At 62.9% G+C, this 18,114-nt stretch carries 16 protein-coding genes; 7 read left to right on the top strand and 9 right to left on the bottom strand.

The window, feature by feature from the left end; translation table 11 throughout:
* Window positions 1-61 precede the first annotated feature (61 nt).
* Both O3303_RS01700 and O3303_RS01695 read left to right on the top strand, forming a co-directional pair.
* Window positions 62-2,890, top strand: a complete 2,829-nt coding sequence (locus tag O3303_RS01700) for a S8 family peptidase (protein WP_269560341.1) — start codon at window positions 62-64, stop codon at window positions 2,888-2,890.
* Between the two features lie 373 nt (window positions 2,891-3,263).
* Complete coding sequence (locus O3303_RS01695; RefSeq protein WP_269560340.1) at window positions 3,264-3,512, top strand: hypothetical protein; 249 nt, start codon at window positions 3,264-3,266, stop codon at window positions 3,510-3,512.
* Between the two features lie 110 nt (window positions 3,513-3,622).
* On the opposite strand, the gene O3303_RS01690 is transcribed toward O3303_RS01695, so the two are convergent.
* Both O3303_RS01690 and O3303_RS01685 read right to left on the bottom strand, forming a co-directional pair.
* Complete coding sequence (locus O3303_RS01690) at window positions 3,623-4,333, bottom strand: carbonic anhydrase (protein WP_269560339.1); 711 nt, start codon at window positions 4,331-4,333, stop codon at window positions 3,623-3,625.
* An 89-nt stretch (window positions 4,334-4,422) separates the two neighbouring features.
* A complete protein-coding gene (locus O3303_RS01685) occupies window positions 4,423-5,136 on the bottom strand; it encodes a TIGR02117 family protein (RefSeq protein ID WP_269560338.1) in 714 nt (237 codons plus the stop codon).
* A gap of 104 nt (window positions 5,137-5,240) precedes the next feature.
* Between O3303_RS01685 and O3303_RS01680 the strand changes: the two genes are divergently transcribed.
* On the top strand, window positions 5,241-5,651 hold the full coding sequence (locus tag O3303_RS01680) for a hypothetical protein (protein WP_269560337.1): 411 nt from the start codon (window positions 5,241-5,243) through the stop codon (window positions 5,649-5,651).
* On the opposite strand, the gene O3303_RS01675 is transcribed toward O3303_RS01680, so the two are convergent.
* Together O3303_RS01675 and O3303_RS01670 are read right to left on the bottom strand one after the other, a co-directional pair.
* Window positions 5,648-6,328: a membrane-associated protein gene (locus O3303_RS01675; protein WP_269560336.1), complete on the bottom strand. Its 681-nt coding sequence runs from the start codon at window positions 6,326-6,328 to the stop codon at window positions 5,648-5,650. The genes O3303_RS01680 and O3303_RS01675 overlap by 4 nt on opposite strands.
* A 305-nt stretch (window positions 6,329-6,633) precedes the next feature.
* Entirely contained in the window at window positions 6,634-8,928 is a 2,295-nt protein-coding gene (locus O3303_RS01670) for an aconitate hydratase (RefSeq protein WP_269560335.1), read from the bottom strand.
* A 232-nt stretch (window positions 8,929-9,160) separates the two neighbouring features.
* Between O3303_RS01670 and O3303_RS01665 the strand changes: the two genes are divergently transcribed.
* Window positions 9,161-10,453: a peroxiredoxin family protein gene (locus O3303_RS01665; RefSeq protein ID WP_269560334.1), complete on the top strand. Its 1,293-nt coding sequence runs from the start codon at window positions 9,161-9,163 to the stop codon at window positions 10,451-10,453.
* A 162-nt stretch (window positions 10,454-10,615) separates the two neighbouring features.
* Here the strand turns inward: O3303_RS01665 and O3303_RS01660 are convergent, their stop codons facing one another.
* Both O3303_RS01660 and O3303_RS01655 read right to left on the bottom strand, forming a co-directional pair.
* Window positions 10,616-11,188: a GNAT family N-acetyltransferase gene (locus O3303_RS01660; RefSeq protein ID WP_269560333.1), complete on the bottom strand. Its 573-nt coding sequence runs from the start codon at window positions 11,186-11,188 to the stop codon at window positions 10,616-10,618.
* Window positions 11,189-11,222: 34 nt separating this feature from the next.
* The gene (locus tag O3303_RS01655) at window positions 11,223-12,680 is read right to left on the bottom strand and encodes a cytochrome P450 (RefSeq protein WP_269560332.1); all 1,458 of its coding nucleotides are present in this window, start codon (window positions 12,678-12,680) and stop codon (window positions 11,223-11,225) included.
* Between the two features lie 242 nt (window positions 12,681-12,922).
* Here O3303_RS01655 and O3303_RS01650 point away from each other — a divergent pair, with 242 nt between their 5' ends.
* Window positions 12,923-13,225, top strand: a complete 303-nt coding sequence (locus tag O3303_RS01650; RefSeq protein ID WP_269560331.1) for a hypothetical protein — start codon at window positions 12,923-12,925, stop codon at window positions 13,223-13,225.
* A 194-nt stretch (window positions 13,226-13,419) separates the two neighbouring features.
* Here the strand turns inward: O3303_RS01650 and O3303_RS01645 are convergent, their stop codons facing one another.
* A complete protein-coding gene (locus tag O3303_RS01645; RefSeq protein WP_269560330.1) occupies window positions 13,420-14,400 on the bottom strand; it encodes a polyprenyl synthetase family protein in 981 nt (326 codons plus the stop codon).
* 199 nt (window positions 14,401-14,599) lie between these two features.
* Between O3303_RS01645 and O3303_RS01640 the strand changes: the two genes are divergently transcribed.
* Together O3303_RS01640 and folK are read left to right on the top strand one after the other, a co-directional pair.
* Window positions 14,600-15,466 carry an alpha/beta hydrolase family protein gene (locus O3303_RS01640; protein WP_269560329.1) on the top strand — a complete coding sequence of 289 codons (867 nt, stop codon included), beginning with the start codon at window positions 14,600-14,602 and terminating at the stop codon, window positions 15,464-15,466.
* A gap of 15 nt (window positions 15,467-15,481) precedes the next feature.
* A complete protein-coding gene (gene folK / locus O3303_RS01635; RefSeq protein WP_269560328.1) occupies window positions 15,482-15,961 on the top strand; it encodes a 2-amino-4-hydroxy-6-hydroxymethyldihydropteridine diphosphokinase in 480 nt (159 codons plus the stop codon).
* 42 nt (window positions 15,962-16,003) lie between these two features.
* Here folK and O3303_RS01630 read toward each other — a convergent pair whose 3' ends face one another.
* Both O3303_RS01630 and fabD read right to left on the bottom strand, forming a co-directional pair.
* Window positions 16,004-17,095, bottom strand: coding sequence for a hypothetical protein (locus O3303_RS01630; protein ID WP_269560327.1), 1,092 nt, complete (start codon window positions 17,093-17,095; stop codon window positions 16,004-16,006).
* Window positions 17,096-17,196: 101 nt separating this feature from the next.
* On the bottom strand, window positions 17,197-18,084 hold the full coding sequence (gene fabD / locus O3303_RS01625) for an ACP S-malonyltransferase (RefSeq protein WP_269560325.1): 888 nt from the start codon (window positions 18,082-18,084) through the stop codon (window positions 17,197-17,199).
* Window positions 18,085-18,114: the final 30 nt, after the last annotated feature.

The raw sequence follows: 18,114 nt of genomic DNA, 5'->3' as shown, positions 1-18,114 counted from the left end.
CCTTGCCCCTCTTACCCTGATTTCACTCTCGCTTATGCTTTCATTCCTACGCTCTTATCCTGTGTTATCCCTGTTGGCGCTGCTGCTGTCGGGCGCTCCAGCAGCCCAGGCCCAGATGGCCGGCCCCAGCCGCACGGCCGCTGTGCCGGAGGCAGTGGCCCAGCCCGGCTTGCTGGTGTTCAAGCTGAAGCCCGAATACCGGGCGCAGGCGCAGGCCGGCCGCGTGGCCGTGCCGCAGCTGGAAGCCGCTCTGCGCCGTTTCGGGGCATTGCGCCTGGTGCAGAAGTTTCCCAATGCGCTGCCGCCCGACCCCAAAAACCCGGAAGCCGTGGATCTGCGCCTGATTTATCAGGTGTGGCTGCCGGCCACCACGGTGCTGGCCAAGGCCCAGTTGGCGCTTCGGCAAACCGGCGTGCTCACCTACGTGGAGCCGCTTTATTACCGCGCCCCGCTCTATCAGCCCAACGATCCGCTGGCCGACTCCACCAACGCCCGCGGCCAGTACCACCTGCGCAACATCCGCGCCTACCAGGCCTGGGACGTGACCAAGGGCGACTCCAGCGTGCTCATCGGCATCACCGACACCGGCTTCCGCCTCTCCCACGAAGACCTCAATGGCCAGTGGCAGCGCAACTACCAGGACCCGCCCGACGGCCTCGACAACGACAACGACGGCTACATCGACAACTACCGCGGCTGGGACCTGGCCGACGACGACAACAACCCTTCCTCCGACTCCTACGTGCAGCCCCGCCACGGCGTGCACTCGGCCGGCGCCGCCGCCGCCCGCCCCGACAATGGCCGCGGCGTGGCCGGCTCCGGCTTCAACTGCCGCTTCCTGCCCCTGAAAATCTACCCCAGCACGCCCGGCGGCAGCTTTGCGGGCTTCGAGGCCATTGTGTACGCCGCCGACCACGGCTGCAAGGTCATCAATATGAGCTGGGGCGCCGCCGGGGGCCGCTCGCAGTTCGAGCAGGATGCCATCACCTACGCCGCCGTCAACCGCGACGCCGTGGTAGTGGCCTCGGCCGGCAACACCAACGCCGAGCTGGATTTCTACCCGGCCTCCTATGAGCACGTGCTGTCGGTGGGCGCTTCGGGGCGCACCGATGTCAAGTCGGGCTACGCTACCCACAGCCGCCGCCTCGACTTGGTAGCGCCCGGCGACGACGTGCTGACCGTGTGGGGCGACACCGACTCCGACTACATTCCAGCCACGGGCTCCTCGTTTTCGGCGCCGCTGGTGGCGGGCGCGGCGGGGCTGGTGCGGGCGCGGTTTCCGCAGCTCTCAGCCGCTCAGGTGCGCGCCCAGCTACGCCGCACCACCGACAACATCGACGCGCTGCCTGGCAACGCCGCCTACGCCGGCAAGCTGGGCACCGGCCGCCTCAACATGCTGCGGGCCGTGCGCGCCAACGATCAGCGGGCGACCCGTCTCACACAGCGTTTGTTCAGCCCCGCCAAAGGGGCCTACCAGCCTACCGACACTATCCGGCTGGCGGTGGAAGTGCAGAACCTGCTGCTGCCGGTGCAGAATTTGACCCTCACCGTGACGTCGCTTTCGCCGTTTCTTACGGTGCGGCAGGGCACGTTTGGGGCAGGCGCGCTGGCTACGCTGGCCCGCGCCACCAACACGGCGGCGCCGTTCCGGCTGGCCGTAGCGGCGGCGGTGCCGCTGAACACCCGCGCCGTGCTGCGCTATCATTTCGAGGATGCCGCCACCGGCTACCAGGAAGACCAGTATGGCACGCTGCTGCTCAACCCCGATTACGTGGTGCTCAATGCCGGCGACCTGGCCCTGACGCTCACCAGCCGGGGCAGCCTCGGCTACGATGGTATTGGGTCTGATCTGGGCGAGGGTGTGACGTACCGGGGCGGCGCGCCGCTGCTCTACGAGGGTGGGCTGCTGCTGGCCACCGGCCCCAACCGCGTCTCCAGCCGCCTCCGCAATGAGCGGAACGTGCCCGACGCCGATTTCTTCCGCCTCACCCAGGCCACCCTGCGCCGCCAGCCACTGCGCGCCGACCAGGAAGCCAGCAACCTGCTGCAGGACTCGCTGCCCTCTGCCACCCGCAACCGCACCGTGGGCGTGCAGGTGCGCCAGCGCGGCTACGCCTGGGCCCAGGCCCCGCACCGCGACTACGTGGTGCTGGAGTATCAGCTGCGGAACATGACGCCTGACACCCTCAAGCCGCTCTACGCGGGCCTGTTCATGGACTGGGACGTGGTGCCGGACTATGCCCGCAACGTGGTGGCCTGGGACTCGGTGCGCCGCCTGAGCTACACCTACGATGCCAGCAGCCCGGAAGTATTCGTGGGCCTGAAGTGGCTGAGCGGCGGCAAGGCTACCGCCTACGCCATCGATGTAAATGCGCCGGCCGGCAGCCCGGTGCAGCTGTCCAACGGCTTCAGCAAGGCCGAGAAATACCTGACCCTGAGCAATGGCACCCGCCGGCCCACCACCGGCCTGCCCGCCGGCACCGACATTGCGCATGTGCTGGGCGCCGCCCTGCCCCGCCTCGCCCCCACCGACTCGGCCATCGTGGCGTTTGCGGTGCTGGCCGCGCCCAGCCTGGCGCAGCTGCAAGCCGACGCCGACGCGGCCCAGACCCGCTACAACCTGCTGCTGCCCACCCGGCCGGCGCTGGCGGCCAGCGCCTGGCAACTCTACCCCAACCCAGCTACCGGGCGGGTACGGCTGGAAGTGCCGGCCAGCTTTGGCGGCCATCAGGTACTTCTGCTCAACACCCTAGGCCAGGCAGTGCAGCAGACCAATTTCAGCAGCACCACTACCACTCTGGATACCAGTGGCCTACCCGCCGGCCTGTATCTGGTGCGGGTGCACGGCACCGCCGGCCAGCTGACGCGGCAGCTGCTGGTGCAGCCTTAGGATACTGCTCGGCAGTTGCCGGCAGCCGCACCCACGCGCCTAGTACAGGCGTTGCCAGTGGCTTAGGTGTCGTGGTATTTATGAAGCCTGAGCGCACCGTTCCATAGTTCCCTGCCAGCTCTGGCGTACCGCTATCCGGAGCATTTGGCAGAAACTGCGAGCGGCAATCAACTGCATCTGCGGGACATGCATTTTTACTAATTTATTTAGCAAAAACCCTGATTCAACGCAATACCAAAGGATAAATGCGGCAGCAGATTAAAGAGTCTTAACAAACCTTAAAATTCAATTAAATCCGCATTAAACGGCAATAATCACCTGATAATACAAGACTAATATTTTTGGAAAGCAGTAGATATGCTTATCTTTGGATATGTCGAAAGTAAAGCTCCCCGTTTCGCCTCCCGTGCAGCTGTATGCCCGCTGCATAGACGCCTCGCGCCGCCCCACCGACCACGTAGGTGACTGGCCCGAAGCTGGCCGCGTTTATCCAGTACAGATGCGCCGCAACGTGCGTACCGGCCAGCCGCAGGTGCATGTGCTGGGCTTTTATGCCGAGCGCCCCTATGGCGCCTTTGCCCGCCACCGCTTCGAGAAAGTGGCGCAGGTGTGGCTCAACTAGCCGTCCTCATTCTCCACCACAAAGCCCGACCTCCCCGCTGTTTATAGTGGAGAAGTCGGGCTTCATCTTGTTGGTTAGTAATGAGCTGTCGGCGGCCCTAAAGCCAGATATTAACGTTGCACATCGGTCTTGGCTTCCTGCCCAATTTCAATGGCTGGCGTCTTTTTGCCTTCCCCGAACATCACCTGGTCGCCAAGGTTGTAGATTTCCTGAATATCGTGCAGGATGTGCTCGAAGTCCAGGTTCAAGTCTTTCAGCAGGCCAGTTTTCAGGTCGAATACCCAGCCGTGGACCGTTGGGTAGCCCTTTTCCAGATAGGTCTGCTGTACGATAGCCATTTTCGTGACGTTGACGCACTGCTCCTGCACGTTCAACTCCACCAGTCGGTCGTAGCGGGCCGTGGTGTCTTCAATCTTATCTAGTTCGGCGTGATGCAGGCGGTACACGTCGCGGATGTTGCGCAGCCACGGGTTCATGATGCCTAGGTCCTGGGGCTGCATAGCGGCCTTTACGCCGCCGCAGCCGTAGTGGCCACACACCACAATGTGCTTTACCCCTAGGTGAGCCACGGCGTACTCAATCACCGACGTAGCGTTCAGGTCGATGTTAATGACCAGGTTGGCTATGTTGCGATGCACAAATACCTCCCCAGGCGCCACGCCCATCAGCTCTTCGGCCGTCACGCGCGAGTCGGAGCAGCCGATGTAGAGGTAGTCCGGTTTCTGGTCGGAGGCCAGGTGCTTAAGGAAGTCCACATTACCAGCCGTGCTGGACTCCACCCACTGGCGGTTGTTCTCGAAGATTTCGTCGTAGGTTATCATAGTCGCATTATACGTTTTTCGGCCCTGAAGGATAGGCGGAGCGGGATATTTTCATCGCCTATCTTTATAATTATCTGTTAAACAGACTTCTATCTTCCGCCTTCGGTTACACCTCGTTCCCGGTAGTGCCAGAAAATTCCGGCGTCGAAGGGTGTCCAGAAGGCGGCGCGCTGGCCGGCAGCCTTCAGGGCCTCATTGGTCCAGCTGTTGCAGGTGTAGAACAAGTTGTAGGTGCGGCGGGCTTCGTAAAACGCGTCGAACTGGCCGTAGCTGTGGCCGGCAATGTGCTCCACGCGGCCCTGTGCGTCGTAGTCGAAGCTCTGCTGGATGAAGTCGATCAGGCGGGCATACTGCGCGCGCGACAGGTAGAGCCGGACGCAGTCTTTGCCCTCGGTGGGGCGGTGGTGGAACGTGGCGTGGATAGCCGACTCGCCCAGCCAGAACATGGCCTTGAAGGCCGTGCTGGGCTTGAGCTCGGCCCAGGTGGGCGTGTCGAGGTAGAAGCCCTTGTCGCCCCAGCCGAAGCCGACGAACTGCATGCTCGGGTCGGCGGCGGGCGTGTCGGCGTAGCGGATCTGCCGGGTCCAGTCGATCTGCGGGCTGCGCACGGGCACCACAATGTCGGTGTGCACGCCGTTGGAGAGGATATACACCTCCACGCTATCGGGGGCGGGCCGGCCACGCTCGCCCACTGGCACGGCCGACAGCCCCACCGCAGCCACGCCATACAGCGCCAGCAGGCCGAGTATACTGCCGCCGGCATAGGCGGCTCCTTTGGCTATTTTCTTCAGCGTAACGGGCATGTGGCAACGAGGGACAGAGTGAGCAAAGAAGGGAAATGACCCCTCATACGAAAGAGCGCAAAGAAAGCCGTTGCCGGCCTATATTTGGCAACTTTCCTTCTGCCATGCCTCAGCCCGACGACCAGACGTACACCATTCCGGCCCCGTACCGCCGCATGGAAAACCTGCACATTCTGTTCTGGCTACTCAAGGATATCGGCTGGTGCATGCTCTGGAAACCGCTGGGCATCAGCATGATTTTCCCGACCCTGACAATTGCGCTGGTTATCACCTGGCGCACCCGGCACGTCACCTCAGAGCTGGCCCACAACCTAGCCATCGTGTTCTGGATTTCGGCCAACTCCTATTGGATGGTCAGCGAGTTTCTGGGCTTCGATACCGTGCGGGTGTGGGGCAACGTTACTGGCAAGCATCTGGCGCTGCTGCCGTTCCTGACGGGCCTCGTGATTCTGCTGTACTATTATCTGGTGCAGAAGCCCCAGGAGGCGCAGGCGGAGCAGGCGGTAGAATCTTAGCTCACTCTTATCATAGCCAGCTCGCTTGTCAATCCCTTGTAAGCGCGGCGGGCACTCCAGCGACGCAGCACGAAGTGCGTGGGCAGATAGGCGACCACCAGCAGCGCCAGCATCCAGCAGACCAGGTACACCGGGGCCGGCAGCCAGGTTTGCGGGGCCACATCATCGAAGCCGAACACGTAGTTGATGTTCACCGGAATCTTCGGGTCGGGCATGATGGCGCCGGCGGGCGGCAGCAGGAAGTACGCTACCAGGCACAGGCCCCAGGCCACGCCCGTCCAGGCCCAGAGGGCGCGCCGGTCGTAGCCGAGGCGGCGCACCAGGTACACCAGCAGGAACGGCAGCCAGCCGTGGAAAAACGAGAGGCCCCGCAGAAACAGGCTGCGGTTTTCATCGAACATGTACGAGGTCATGCCCAGCAGCCGGACGCCCAGCAGCTCGCCCACGAAATCGGCGCACCAGAGCACCTGTGGCAGCAGAATGCCCACCGCCGCCATCGACGCCGGCAGGGCCTTCTCAGTCCAGACGCTGATCAGGCAGAGCAGCAACGATATATCGCAGAAGTACAGGAAGTTGCTGGGGCCATAGTTGTACCAGTACACCGGCACCATCACGGCCAGGAAGGCGGTGAAGAGCACTTTCAGGGCGAGTGGCAGACGGGAGGCGGGGCGAAGCACGGCAGGAGCGTATGTCGGTGAGAATTGCTACCAGTCTTCCGGACTGATATGCTGCGACAAGTATAGCGCACCGCCCTCCTCTCCTGCACCCGAATTATTGCGTTTTCAGGACTTCTAACGTACTCGAAAATCTGCTTTAAAATCTCGTTGCAGCTGTTTTCAGTCAGATATTCAGACTTTACAAGTACTACATTTCAGCATAGATTCAGCCGGTTTGCGGCGCCGTTTCGTCCTGATAAGGCACAAAAAAACGGCCGCCTCCCCATTGTGAAGCGGCCGTTTTCACTTGCGGGCCGAGGCCGGAATTACTTCTGCGACAGTTGGGCTTCGCCCGACTCCTTCAGACGGATCAGGTTCAGGGCCGAGCCGGCTTTGAACCACTCGATCTGGCCTTCATTGTAGGTGTGGTTCACCGTGATGAGGTCGGTGTCGCCGTCGGCGTGGTGCAGACGGATCTGCAGAGGCTTACCGGGGGCAAACTCCGTCAGGCCGAGGATGTCGAACGTGTCGTCCTCCTCAATCAGGTCGTAATCGGCCTTGTTGGCGAAGGTGAGGCCCAGCATGCCCTGCTTCTTCAGGTTGGTTTCATGAATCCGGGCGAAGCTCTTCACCAGGATAGCACGCACGCCCAAGTGGCGAGGTTCCATGGCGGCGTGCTCGCGCGAGCTGCCTTCGCCGTAGTTCTCATCGCCTACCACAATCGACCCGATGCCCTGGGCCTTGTAGTTGCGGGCCACAGCGGGCACAGGCGAGTACGGCGTACCCTGCGTCAAGCCATCTTTCACGGCGTTGGTTTCACCGTTGAAAGCGTTGGTAGCCCCGATGAGCATGTTATTGGAGATGTTGTCCAGGTGGCCGCGGTATTTCAGCCACGGGCCGGCCATCGAAATATGGTCGGTGGTGCACTTGCCCTGGGCCTTGATGAGCAGGCGCAACCCTTTCAGGTCGGTGCCTTCCCACGGCTTGAAGGGGTCGAGCAGCTGCAGACGGTCGGAGGTAGTTGCTACCAGCACCTCTACGCCCGAGCCATCGGCGGCAGGCGCCTGGAAACCGGCATCTTCCACGGCGAAACCAGCGGGCGGCAGCTCAATGCCCTGCGGCTCGTCGAACTTCACCTGCTGGCCGTCTTTGGTGGTCAGCGTGTCGGTGAGCGGGTTGAACGTCAGGTCGCCGGCAATGGCGAAGGCCGTCACGATTTCAGGCGAAGCCACGAAAGCGTGGGTGTTCGGGTTGCCGTCGTTGCGCTTGGCAAAGTTGCGGTTGAAGCTCGTGATGATGGAGTTACGGCGCTTGGGGTCGTCGGTGTGGCGGGCCCACTGCCCGATGCACGGTCCGCAGGCGTTGGCCAGCACCACGCCGCCCATCTGGGCGAAGGTGTCGAGCAGACCGTCGCGCTCCACGGTGTAGCGCACCAGCTCCGAGCCAGGCGTTACGGTGAATTCGGCGTTAACCGTCAGGCCTTTGCTCACGGCCTGGCCGGCAATGCTGGCGGCGCGCGTGATGTCCTCGTAGCTGGAGTTGGTGCACGAGCCAATCAGGCCCACTTCCAATTTCTCGGGCCAGCCGTGCTCCTTTACGGCGGCGGCGAACTCCGAAATCGGCCAGGCGGCGTCCGGCGTGAACGGACCGTTCACGTAAGGCTCCAGCGTGTTCAGGTCGATTTCGATGAGACGGTCGTAGAAAGCTTCGGGGTTGGCGTACACCTCGTCGTCGGCGCGCAGGTGCTGGGCCACGCCGGCGGCGAGGTCGGCAATGTCGGCCCGCTCAGTGGAGCGCAGGTAGTCGCCCATCTTCTCGTCGTAGCTGAACACCGAGGTGGTAGCCCCGATTTCAGCGCCCATGTTGCAGATGGTGCCTTTGCCGGTGGCCGAGAGGCTGTTAGCGCCTTCGCCGAAGTACTCCACGATAGCGCCAGTGCCGCCTTTCACGGTCAGGATGCCCGCTACTTTCAGGATAACGTCTTTGGCCGAAGTCCAGCCGTTCATTTTGCCGGTCAGCTTCACGCCGATTACTTTCGGGAACTTCAGCTCCCAGGCCATGCCGGCCATTACGTCCACGGCATCGGCGCCGCCTACGCCAATAGCAATCATGCCGAGGCCACCCGCGTTGGGCGTGTGCGAGTCGGTGCCGATCATCATACCGCCGGGGAAGGCGTAGTTTTCGAGCACTACCTGGTGAATGATACCAGCGCCGGGCTTCCAGAAGCCGATGCCGTATTTATTGGAAACCGAAGCTAGGAAGTCGTAGACCTCTTTGTTTTCGGAGTTGGCGATGGCCAAATCTTCGGTAGCGCCTTCTTTGGCCTGAATCAGGTGGTCGCAGTGTACGGTGCTGGGCACGGCGGCCTGGGGCTTGCCGGCCTGCATGAACTGGAGCAGCGCCATCTGGGCGGTAGCGTCCTGCATGGCCACACGGTCGGGGGCGAAGTCGACGTAGGAAACGCCCCGCTCAAACGCCTGCGAAACCGTGCCGCCGTACAGGTGAGCGTACAGGATTTTTTCGGTGAGGGTAAGCGGGCGGCCAACGGCGGTACGGGCGGCCTCGATGCGGGAGCCCATGCCAGCGTACACAGCCTTGATCATTTCTAAGTCAAACGCCATAATTCAAAAGGGAAAAAGTGGAGAGAACGTGCCTATCAAAGACAGGTACGCAAATATAGGTACCGGTCGTTGCGCAGCCCAACTTTTCGGTGGCCGGAAGCCAATAGCCACTGGCATTTAGAATGATTCCAGCCGACGCCGGCCAAAGTTGGGCTACATTCGCGGCCATTCCACTGTAAACTAATTCGGCGCTACTGTAGTTTAGCCCCGAATCACCTTAACCCTTTTTTGTATGCCCGTTGCCATTGACATTCGCAAGGCAGTACTCGGGGCCGGACTCGCGCTGGCCGCCGTGGCCTGCCAGCCCAATTCCTCTACTTCTGAAAACCAGGCCGCTACCGAAGCGGCCGGCACGGCCGGCGCTACGGCGCTTTCGGCCGGCACCTGGCGCGGCGTACTGTCGGCCCAGGGCCAGGAAATACCGTTTCTGTTCGACGTAGCCACCGACGGCGGCAAGCCCACCGTGACGCTGCGCAACGGCGAAGAACGCCTCAAACTCGACGAAATCAGCACCGCTGGTGACTCTACCACCATTCGGCTGGGCGTGTTCGATGCCGCCCTGGTGGTGCGCGCCGATGGCGCCGACAAGCTCAAAGGCACCTGGGTGAAATACGACGGCAAGGAGCCGTACCGGGTAGCATTTGCGGCCACTAAGGGCGCCGAGCCGCTGTTTCCGGTGATGGCCGACCAGAAGGTGGAATCATTCGACGGCACCTGGAAAGTCACGTTCAAAGGCAGCGACGGCAAAACGTATCCGGCCGTTGGGCTTTTCAAGCAGGAAGGCCCGAACGTAGCCGGCACGTTCCTGACATCTACCGGCGACTACCGCTACCTGGCGGGGCAGGCCGATGGGAATACGCTGAAACTCTCGACTTTCGATGGCAGCCACGGTTTCCTGTTCACGGCGCAGAAACAAGGAAATGCGCTGCAAGGCGACTTTTACAGCGGCAAGTCGGGCCACGAAACCTGGACCGCCACGCTGGACCCCAACGCCAAACTGCCTGACGCCAACGCCCTGACCGGCATGAAGCCCGGCCAGAAAAAGCTGGATTTCAAGTTTCCGAGCATCTACGAAGGCGGCAGCATCTCCCCTTCCGACCCCAAGTACAAAGGCAAAGTGGTAGTGCTGCAGGTGCTGGGCTCGTGGTGCCCCAACTGCATGGACGAAACCAACTTCCTGGCCCCCTGGTACGAGAAGAACAAGCAGCGCGGCGTGGAAATCATCGGGCTGGGCTACGAGCGCACCACCGACCAGAAAGTAGCTTCGCAGAAGCTGCTGAAGATGAAAGAGCGCATGAACATCGGCTACGACCTAGCCGTGGCCGGGCAGGCATCGTCGGCGGAGGCCAGCAAGTCGCTGCCGCAGCTGCAGAAGGTCATTGCCTTCCCGACCACCATTTTCCTGGATAAGAAAGGCGAGGTGCGCAAGATCCACACCGGCTACTCGGGCCCCGGCACCGGCAAGTACTACGCGCAGGAAGTGGCCGAATTCAACAAAACCATCGACCAGCTGCTGGCGGAATAAGGATCACGGATTAGAAAGGATTTAAGCGGATTTCACGGATTTTGTGGACGGCGCTGATTTCTGGCTTTCACTTGCACTACAAACAGTAAAGGCTTGCCAGTTGGCAAGCCTTTACTGTTTTACACGAACATCAATCGTCCACGAAATCCGATAAATCCGTCCCTATCCGGAAAAATCCGTGAGCCTTTCCAGCAGCACAATGGGCTCGCCGTGGTAGGTGGCGCGGGCGAATTCGTGGAAGTGGAACTTGCGGGCTACGGCTAGGGAGGCCACGTTGTCGGGGTCGATGAGGCAGGTGAGGCGGGCGTGGGGGAAGCGGGGCTCAATCCAGGCCAGGGCCGCCTGCAGCGCCTGGCTGGCGTAGCCGCGGCCGTGCAGACGCGGGGCAATGGTCCAACCGGCCTCCAGCGTGCCCTTGAGCGAAGGCGTCAGGTCGCGCTGAAAATCAAAGAAGCCCACGGAGCCGCAGTAGCGGCCGGTGGCTTTTTCCTCAATGGACCAGGCGCCGTAGCCAAACATGGCCCAGTGCCCCAGTTGGCCCAGCATCCGCCGCCACACTTCCTCCTCGGTCTGGGGCTTGTTGCCCAGGAAGCGGTAAAATGCCGGATCGTTGAGCAGGGCCGTAAACTCCGGCAGGTCGGTGGGCAGAGGGCAGCGCAGCAGCAGGTCGGGCGTTTCGAGGCGGGGCACCGCTACGGCGGGCGTGTCGAGCAGAGTAAGCAGAGGCGGCGTCATGGCAGCAGTTGGCAGGAAATGGGCAGGACGGGGCTCAGGCGCTGCTGACGGCCAGCCACAGCGGCCCCTTGGGGCGCAAGGTAATCAGCGGATCAGTACCGGCCGGCGCCTCGGAAATGGGCGCAAACGTGAAGTGGCGCAGGGCTTCCAGCAGCACCAGCTGAATTTCGGTGAGGGCGAAGTGGCTGCCCACGCACAGCCGCGGCCCACCCCCGAAGGGCAGGTAGGCATAGGCCGGAATGGGCGGCTCTTGGCCGGGCGCGAACCGCTCGGGCCGGAATGCATCGGGCTCCGGCCAAAGCCCCGGGTGGCGGTGGATACCGTGGATGTAGATGGAAAACAGCGTGCCTTTCGGGATGGGCAGGCCCCGAAACTCGTCGTCCTCCAGCGCCACGCGGTCCAGAATCCAGGCGGGCGGGTAGAGGCGCATGGTTTCCTGCACCACCTGCATTGAGTATGGCAGTTGGGTTAGCTCCGCGAATTCGGGTGGGCGCTGGGCGAGGCCGGCGGCGGCCCGCTCCTGCCGCACCTGCGCGGCAGCCTCCGGGTGCCGGGCCAGCAGATACAGCATCCAGCTCAGGGCATTGGCGCTGGTTTCGTGGCCGGCCAACAGCAGGATGTTGGCCTCATCCAGCAACTGCTCCTCGCTCATACCTTCCCCGGTGTCCTCATAGCGGGCATCCAGCAGCATCTGCAGCAGGTCGTCGGGAAGTGTTGGGGTGACAGGCGGCGAGTTATTCGTGAAAGGGGCTGCTGTTTCAGGTGAAGCCGGAGTGCCCGGCGCGGCCTGGCGCCGGCGGATGTAGCCGCGTACCAGCTCGCGCAGCTCCTGGCTGAGGGCATCGTGCTGGCGGAACGTGCCGCGCGCCGTAAACCAAGGCCGCAGGTAGGGCTGCCGGATGGTGCGCACGTAAAAGGCCTGAATGCGGGTCAGGATATCCGACAGGCGGTTTCGCTCAGCATCAGTCATGCTGGTGCCAAAGGTGGCCTGCGCGATGATGTGGAACGCCACCCGGGTCATTTCGGCGTGAATATCCACAGTGAGCCCGCCGCCGGCCGCGGCCAGGCGGGCGCGCAGGTCCTGGCTCCACTCCTCGGCGGCAGCCTGCATCAGGCGCGTGAGGGCCGCCAGCCGCTGCCGGTGGAAGCCGGGCTGAATCAGGCGGCGCTGCCGCAGCCAGTCGGCGCCTTCGTTGGTGAGCAGGCCGCGGCCCAGGTACCGGATCAGGCCGTGCGTGAGGTCGGACTTGAGGTAGCGACGGTGGTTTTTCTGCAGGATATGCTGGGCCAGTGCCGGGTCGCGCGTGACGATGCAGGGCCGCACGCCGCCCAGGTGCAGGCCTACCGTGTCGCCGTGGTGCGACAGGGCCCGGTCGAGGTTGCGGATGGGCTGGCGGGCCATGGCCAGGGAGCCCAGCAGGGTGCGCCAGCGGGGTACGCGCGGCAGCGGCCCGGCCAGCTCCGACAGCGGCAGATCAGGAATTTCGGACATAGAAAGCAGGCAGGCCCGGGGTTGGGCCCCGGAATATACAGCGTCGGCGCGGTTGGGTGGTAGCCGGCACGTGGCGGCGGGTGGCTTTTCGCCGGGTGCGGGCAAGCTGAGTTGCGCGCCATGCCCGCCCGATTGTTGCGGGCCCGGTACACAACCCTGCCAGCCCTTCTCGCCGTACAACCCATTGCCCGGCTCCGCCGGGTGCCCCACTCTTTCTCCCACAACCAAACCTACGCCCGCTTATGTGGATTCAACAGAACCCCGACACGCTTGCTCCCCTTGCCGACCTGCAGGGCCACACCGTAGGCCTCAAGTTTGAGTGCAACATGTGCCACACCGAAGTCTTCACCGACTCGCTCGGCGTGCCCGCCCCCGACCATCTAGCCAATTCCATGGAAGACGACGGCCAGTACGAAAAAGAAGAAGTGAAGTGCCCCGGCTGCGACATGACCCACGAAATCACCGTCAAAAGCACCTTCGAGGGCGTAAAATTCGACGTTTCGGAAGTAGCCCCCGGTAGCGTGTCCTACCAACTGAATCACTAATTGACCACGGATTAGCACGGATTTAAGCGGATTTCACGGATTTTGTGGACGGCGCTGATTCCTGGCGCCTGACTTCCACTTGCACTACAAACAAAAGAGGCTTGCCAGTTGGCAAGCCTCTTTTGTTTTACACGAACATCAATCGTCCACAAAATCCGTGAAATCCGCTTAAATTCGTGCTAATTCGTGGTCAATTAGTGATTCCGCTCGATGGTGTAGTTGATGAGTTGCTCCAGCGACGTGCGCGAGGCCGAGGCCGGAAACGTGTGCAGCACGGCCAGCGCCTCGTCGCGGTAGCGCTCCATCACCTTAATGGCGTAATCGAGCCCACCGGACTGCTGCACAAACTCGATGACGGCCTGCACCCGGTCTTTGCGGCCATCGTTGTTTTTCACGTTGTAGATAACGCGGCGCTTGGTGAGCCAGTCGGCCTGGCTGAGGGCGTAGATGAGCGGCAGCGTCATCTTTTTCTCCTTGATGTCGATGCCCACCGGCTTGCCGATTTCGGCCGTCCCGAAGTCAAACAGGTCGTCTTTGATCTGAAAAGCCATGCCTACTTTCTCCCCGAAAAGGCGGGCCCGCTCGATGGTTTCCTTATCGGCGCCGGCTGAGGCCGCGCCCACGGCGCAGCAGGAGGCAATCAGCGAGGCCGTTTTCTGGCGGATGATGTCGAAGTACACGTCCTCGGTAATATCGAGGCGGCGGGCCTTCTCAATCTGCAGCAGTTCGCCTTCGCTGAGCTCCTTCACGGCGTTGCTCACGATTTTGAGCAGCTCGTAGTCGTCGTTTTCCAGGCTCAGCAGCAACCCCTTGCTCAGCAGGTAGTCGCCGACGAGCACGGCAATCTTGTTTTTCCAGAGGGCATTGATGCTGAAAAAACCGCGCCGGTAGTTGCTTTCGTCCACCACGTCGTCGTGCACGAGGGTGGCCGTGTGCAGCAGCTCGATGAGGGCCGCGCCCCGGAAAGAGGCTTCCGGCAGTGGGTCGCCGCCGCTGATTTTGGCCGTGAAGAACACGAACATGGGCCGGATCTGCTTGCCCTTGCGCTTCACGATATAGCCCATAATCTTGTCCAGCAGCAGTTGCTTGGTCTGCATGGACGCGCGGAATTTCTGTTCGAATTCCGTCATTTCGGCGGCAATAGGCGCCTGTATCTGGTCCAGCGTTATGGTCATGCGGGTATTTTGGGCGCTGCGAAGGTAAGTGGATTGTTCAATTTTTGGATGAATGGGTGGCCGAATGGGCAGATTAGGGTGGTGTTGAACAAATAAACAGGTGAACTGCCGGATTGCTGCAAGTGGGAGGCGGTCTGAGACACTGGCCATTCACCCGGCCGCCCATTCAACACTCCCCCAATCCGCTTACCTTCGCTGCATGCCCCAGCCGCCTGTTCGCCTCGACTTTCCGCTCGCCTGCACCCGCCACAGCCGGCCTTTCCTGGCCGATGCCCGCTATATGCCCGACGGGCAGCCCAAGCCGGTAGTAGTGTTTGTGCACGGCTTCAAGGGATTCAAGGACTGGGGGCACTTCAACGTGCTGGCCGATTGGTTTGCCGAACAGGGCTTTGTGTTCGTGAAGCTCAACCTCTCACACAATGGCCTCGTGGTGGGCGGCACCGGCGACCTGGAAGACCTGGAAGCCTTCGGCCGAAATAATTTCAGCCTGGAGCTCGACGACATCGGCGCGCTGCTCGACTGCCTGCTGCAAGAGCAAACGCCCGTGCCCGCGGCCGAAATGGACCTGTCCCGCCTGGCCCTCATCGGGCACAGCCGGGGCGGCGGGCTGGTGCTGCTGAAGGCGGCCGAGGATGCCCGCGTGCGCGCCGTCGTGACGTGGGCGGCCATCAGCAACGTCAACCCGGGCTGGCCCGAGCCGCTGATGCAGCAGTGGCAGCAGCAGGGCGTTTTTCACGTGGAAAACTCGCGTACCGGTCAGCAGCTGCCCATGCACTACCAGATTGTGGAAGACTACCACCAGAACCGCCTGCGCCTCGACATCCGCCACAACCTGCGCCGCAAGCTGCGCCAGCCCCTGCTCATCCTGCACGGCGACCAGGACGAAACCGTGCTCCTGGCGCGGGCCCACGAGTTGCACAGCTGGAAGCCCACGGCCGAGCTGCAGGTGCTGCCCGATGTCACCCACAACTTTGGCGGCGCGCATCCCTGGCCGAAAGCGGAGCTACCCGCGGAGGCGCTGCAGGCCGCCGAAGCCACGGCGGATTTTCTGCGGCGTGTGTTGTAGTACATGGTAGCTGTTATGCCTATCGCCTACCTCCTGCTCGGCTCCAACCTCGGCGACCGGGCCACGATTCTGCAGGAAGCCAGACAGTATCTGAGCGAAGCAGCCGGCCCCGTTGTGGCCGCTTCCGGCCTCTACGAAACCGCCGCCTGGGGCGTGGAAGACCAGCCGCCGTTTCTCAATCAGGCGCTCAGCATCCAGACCAGCTTCTCCCCTACTCACCTGCTGCAGGTGTGTTTGGCCACCGAGCAGCAGGCCGGCCGGGTGCGGGAGGTGCGCTGGGGGGCCCGCACCCTCGATGTAGATATTCTGCTCTACGGGCAGGAGATAGTAGACTTGCCGGACTTGCAGATCCCGCATCCGCGCCTGCCGGAGCGCCGGTTTGCGCTGGCGCCTTTGGCCGAAATTGCCAGTGCAATCTGGCACCCAACCTTGCAGTGCACGGTAGCCGAGCTGCTGGCCGCGTGTCCCGACAAGCTGCCGGTGCAGCGGCAGTAGCCAGCGTATGCCGGCATTGCAGGCTACCATTTTTTGGCAGTGCTATTCCGCGGCTGCAGCGAGAGTAGTTGGCAGCTGATGTAGAAAACGGCTGTTGCGAACCGCCCGGGCGGCCGGATACATGAGCCACAGTAACAGCACCACCAACAGCCAGCGCGGATGCCGGCCCGCCAACGCCCGAATAGCCCCAGACAGCAGCAGCACAACCGGCCCGAACACCGCGCCGGCGTATCGTTCGCCATCGTGCAGGCCGGCGGCTCCGCGGCTCAGCACGTGCGCCACCACGTGCCAGCCGATGTACGTGGCCACCGTTATCAGCAGCACCCACCCGAACCGCCCCAGATTGCCGGCCCCCAGTACGAGAAGCCCCAGCAGTGCCGCGCCGGCCAGCAGGAAGCCCCACGACACAGAGCCGGCAGGCACTGGCAGCGGCACCACCCAGCGCGTCAGCACGAAGCTGAAGTCGCTGAGCGGCTGCAGGCCCCAAGCAGCCTTGGCGTACACCACCAGTGGCTCATCGTGCTGCGAGCGGGCCACCCAGGCCTGCCAAGCCACGCCGCCCGACAAGCTGGCCAGCAGGTGCCAGACCAGGATGCCCCGCCGCCGGCCCATCTGCTGCCAGCCATAGCCGACCAGCAGCCCAACGGCGGTGCCGGCCAGCAGAAACAGGCCGGTAGTACGCTGCAGCGGTAGCAAAAACCCGGCTACCGTAGCCAGCACCAGCCAGCGGTGCTGCCGGCTCGTCAGGTAGCCGTACAGGGCCGCCGCATACGCCGTAAACAGCAGCAGAAACACGGATTCCGCCCAGATAAACTTAGCCGCCATCAGCCACGGTGTGCTGAACGCCAGCACCCACGGCACCACGGCCGGCCAGGCGGCATCCGTGCCCAGCATCTTCCTGCTGAGCCAGGTCCAGCCGGCCCAACTCCCCAGCAGACACACGGCATGCAGCATTGGTACCGCCAGAGCCGGCGTACGCACTGCGCCAGCAGCAGCCAGCAGCACCGGATACAGCGGCCCCCAGAATACGTAGGTCGTGCCATCCGGATTGAGCAGGTGGCGGGTGGTGGCCCAGCTGTGAGCTGCCGCCAGGTAGTAGCGCGAATCCGGCGTTTGGGCGGGCCCGGAACCCATAGCATAGGCATTCAGGATGCCCAGCAAAGCCATCGGGAGCAGCCTGCCGACATAGCGCCGAACGCTGCTCCCGGTGGCCGCGCCCGAGCCCGCCTTCAACCTCATGCTACCGCCGAGTTGGCAGCAACTTCCGGCGCAATCTTCTTCACAAGGCCCTGCAGCACCTTACCGGGGCCGCACTCCATAAACTCAGTGGCGCCATCCTGCACCATGCGCTGCACGCTTTGGGTCCAGCGAACCGGGGCCGTGAGCTGGCGCACCAGGTTTTCCCGGATTTCGTCGGGGTTGGTGTGCGGGGCCGCATCCACGTTCTGGTATACTGGGCAGATGCCGGCCGAGAACGTCGTGCGGGCAATAGCTTCGGCCAGGGCCGCTTCCGCCGACTGCATCAGGGGCGAGTGGAAAGCCCCGCCCACCGGCAGCGGCAGGGCGCGCTTGGCGCCGGCGGCCTTCAGCTGCTCACAGGCCAGCTCGATGCCGCGCTGCGAGCCGGATACCACCAGCTGGCCGGGGCAGTTGTAGTTGGCTGCCACCACCACATTGCCACCCGCCGTGATTTCCTGACAGATGCGGGCGGTGGTGTCGTCGTCGAGGGCCAGGATGGCGGCCATGGTGCCGGGCTGCTCCAGGCAGGCGGCCTGCATGGCTTTGGCGCGTTGGGCTACCAGCTGCAGCGCGTCCTCGAAACGCAGCACCTTAGCCGCTACCAGCGCCGAAAACTCGCCCAGCGAGTGGCCCGCCACCATATCGGGGCGGAAATCGGGCAGCACGGCGGCCAGTGCCACCGAGTGTAGGAAGATGGCCGGCTGAGTTACGTCGGTGCGGCGCAGGTCTTCTTCGGAGCCCGAGAACATGACGTCGGTGAGCGAGAAGCCCAGGATGTCGTTGGCTTGGTCCATGAGGCGCTTGGCCTCGGGGTGCTGCTCGTACAGGTCGCGGCCCATACCGCTGAACTGGCTGCCCTGGCCGGGGAAAATTACTGCTTTCAAAGGATCAAGGATTAGCACGGATTTTAGCGG

Source organism: Hymenobacter canadensis (assembly GCF_027359925.1).
GTDB classification, from domain to species: domain Bacteria; phylum Bacteroidota; class Bacteroidia; order Cytophagales; family Hymenobacteraceae; genus Hymenobacter; species Hymenobacter canadensis.
Note: the sequence above shows the minus strand (reverse complement) of the source record. Positions and strands in the feature narration are given on the sequence as shown.

Coding starts and splice junctions, on each gene's coding strand:
- O3303_RS01695 (WP_269560340.1), top strand. CDS start 3,264: ATGTCGAAAGTAAAGCTCCCCGTTTCGCCTCCCGTGCAGCTGTATGCC.
- O3303_RS01690 (WP_269560339.1), bottom strand. CDS start 4,333: ATGATAACCTACGACGAAATCTTCGAGAACAACCGCCAGTGGGTGGAG.
- O3303_RS01685 (WP_269560338.1), bottom strand. CDS start 5,136: ATGCCCGTTACGCTGAAGAAAATAGCCAAAGGAGCCGCCTATGCCGGC.
- O3303_RS01680 (WP_269560337.1), top strand. CDS start 5,241: ATGCCTCAGCCCGACGACCAGACGTACACCATTCCGGCCCCGTACCGC.
- O3303_RS01670 (WP_269560335.1), bottom strand. CDS start 8,928: ATGGCGTTTGACTTAGAAATGATCAAGGCTGTGTACGCTGGCATGGGC.
- O3303_RS01665 (WP_269560334.1), top strand. CDS start 9,161: ATGCCCGTTGCCATTGACATTCGCAAGGCAGTACTCGGGGCCGGACTC.
- O3303_RS01660 (WP_269560333.1), bottom strand. CDS start 11,188: ATGACGCCGCCTCTGCTTACTCTGCTCGACACGCCCGCCGTAGCGGTG.
- O3303_RS01655 (WP_269560332.1), bottom strand. CDS start 12,680: ATGTCCGAAATTCCTGATCTGCCGCTGTCGGAGCTGGCCGGGCCGCTG.
- O3303_RS01650 (WP_269560331.1), top strand. CDS start 12,923: ATGTGGATTCAACAGAACCCCGACACGCTTGCTCCCCTTGCCGACCTG.
- O3303_RS01645 (WP_269560330.1), bottom strand. CDS start 14,400: ATGACCATAACGCTGGACCAGATACAGGCGCCTATTGCCGCCGAAATG.
- O3303_RS01640 (WP_269560329.1), top strand. CDS start 14,600: ATGCCCCAGCCGCCTGTTCGCCTCGACTTTCCGCTCGCCTGCACCCGC.
- folK (WP_269560328.1), top strand. CDS start 15,482: ATGCCTATCGCCTACCTCCTGCTCGGCTCCAACCTCGGCGACCGGGCC.
- O3303_RS01630 (WP_269560327.1), bottom strand. CDS start 17,095: ATGGGTTCCGGGCCCGCCCAAACGCCGGATTCGCGCTACTACCTGGCG.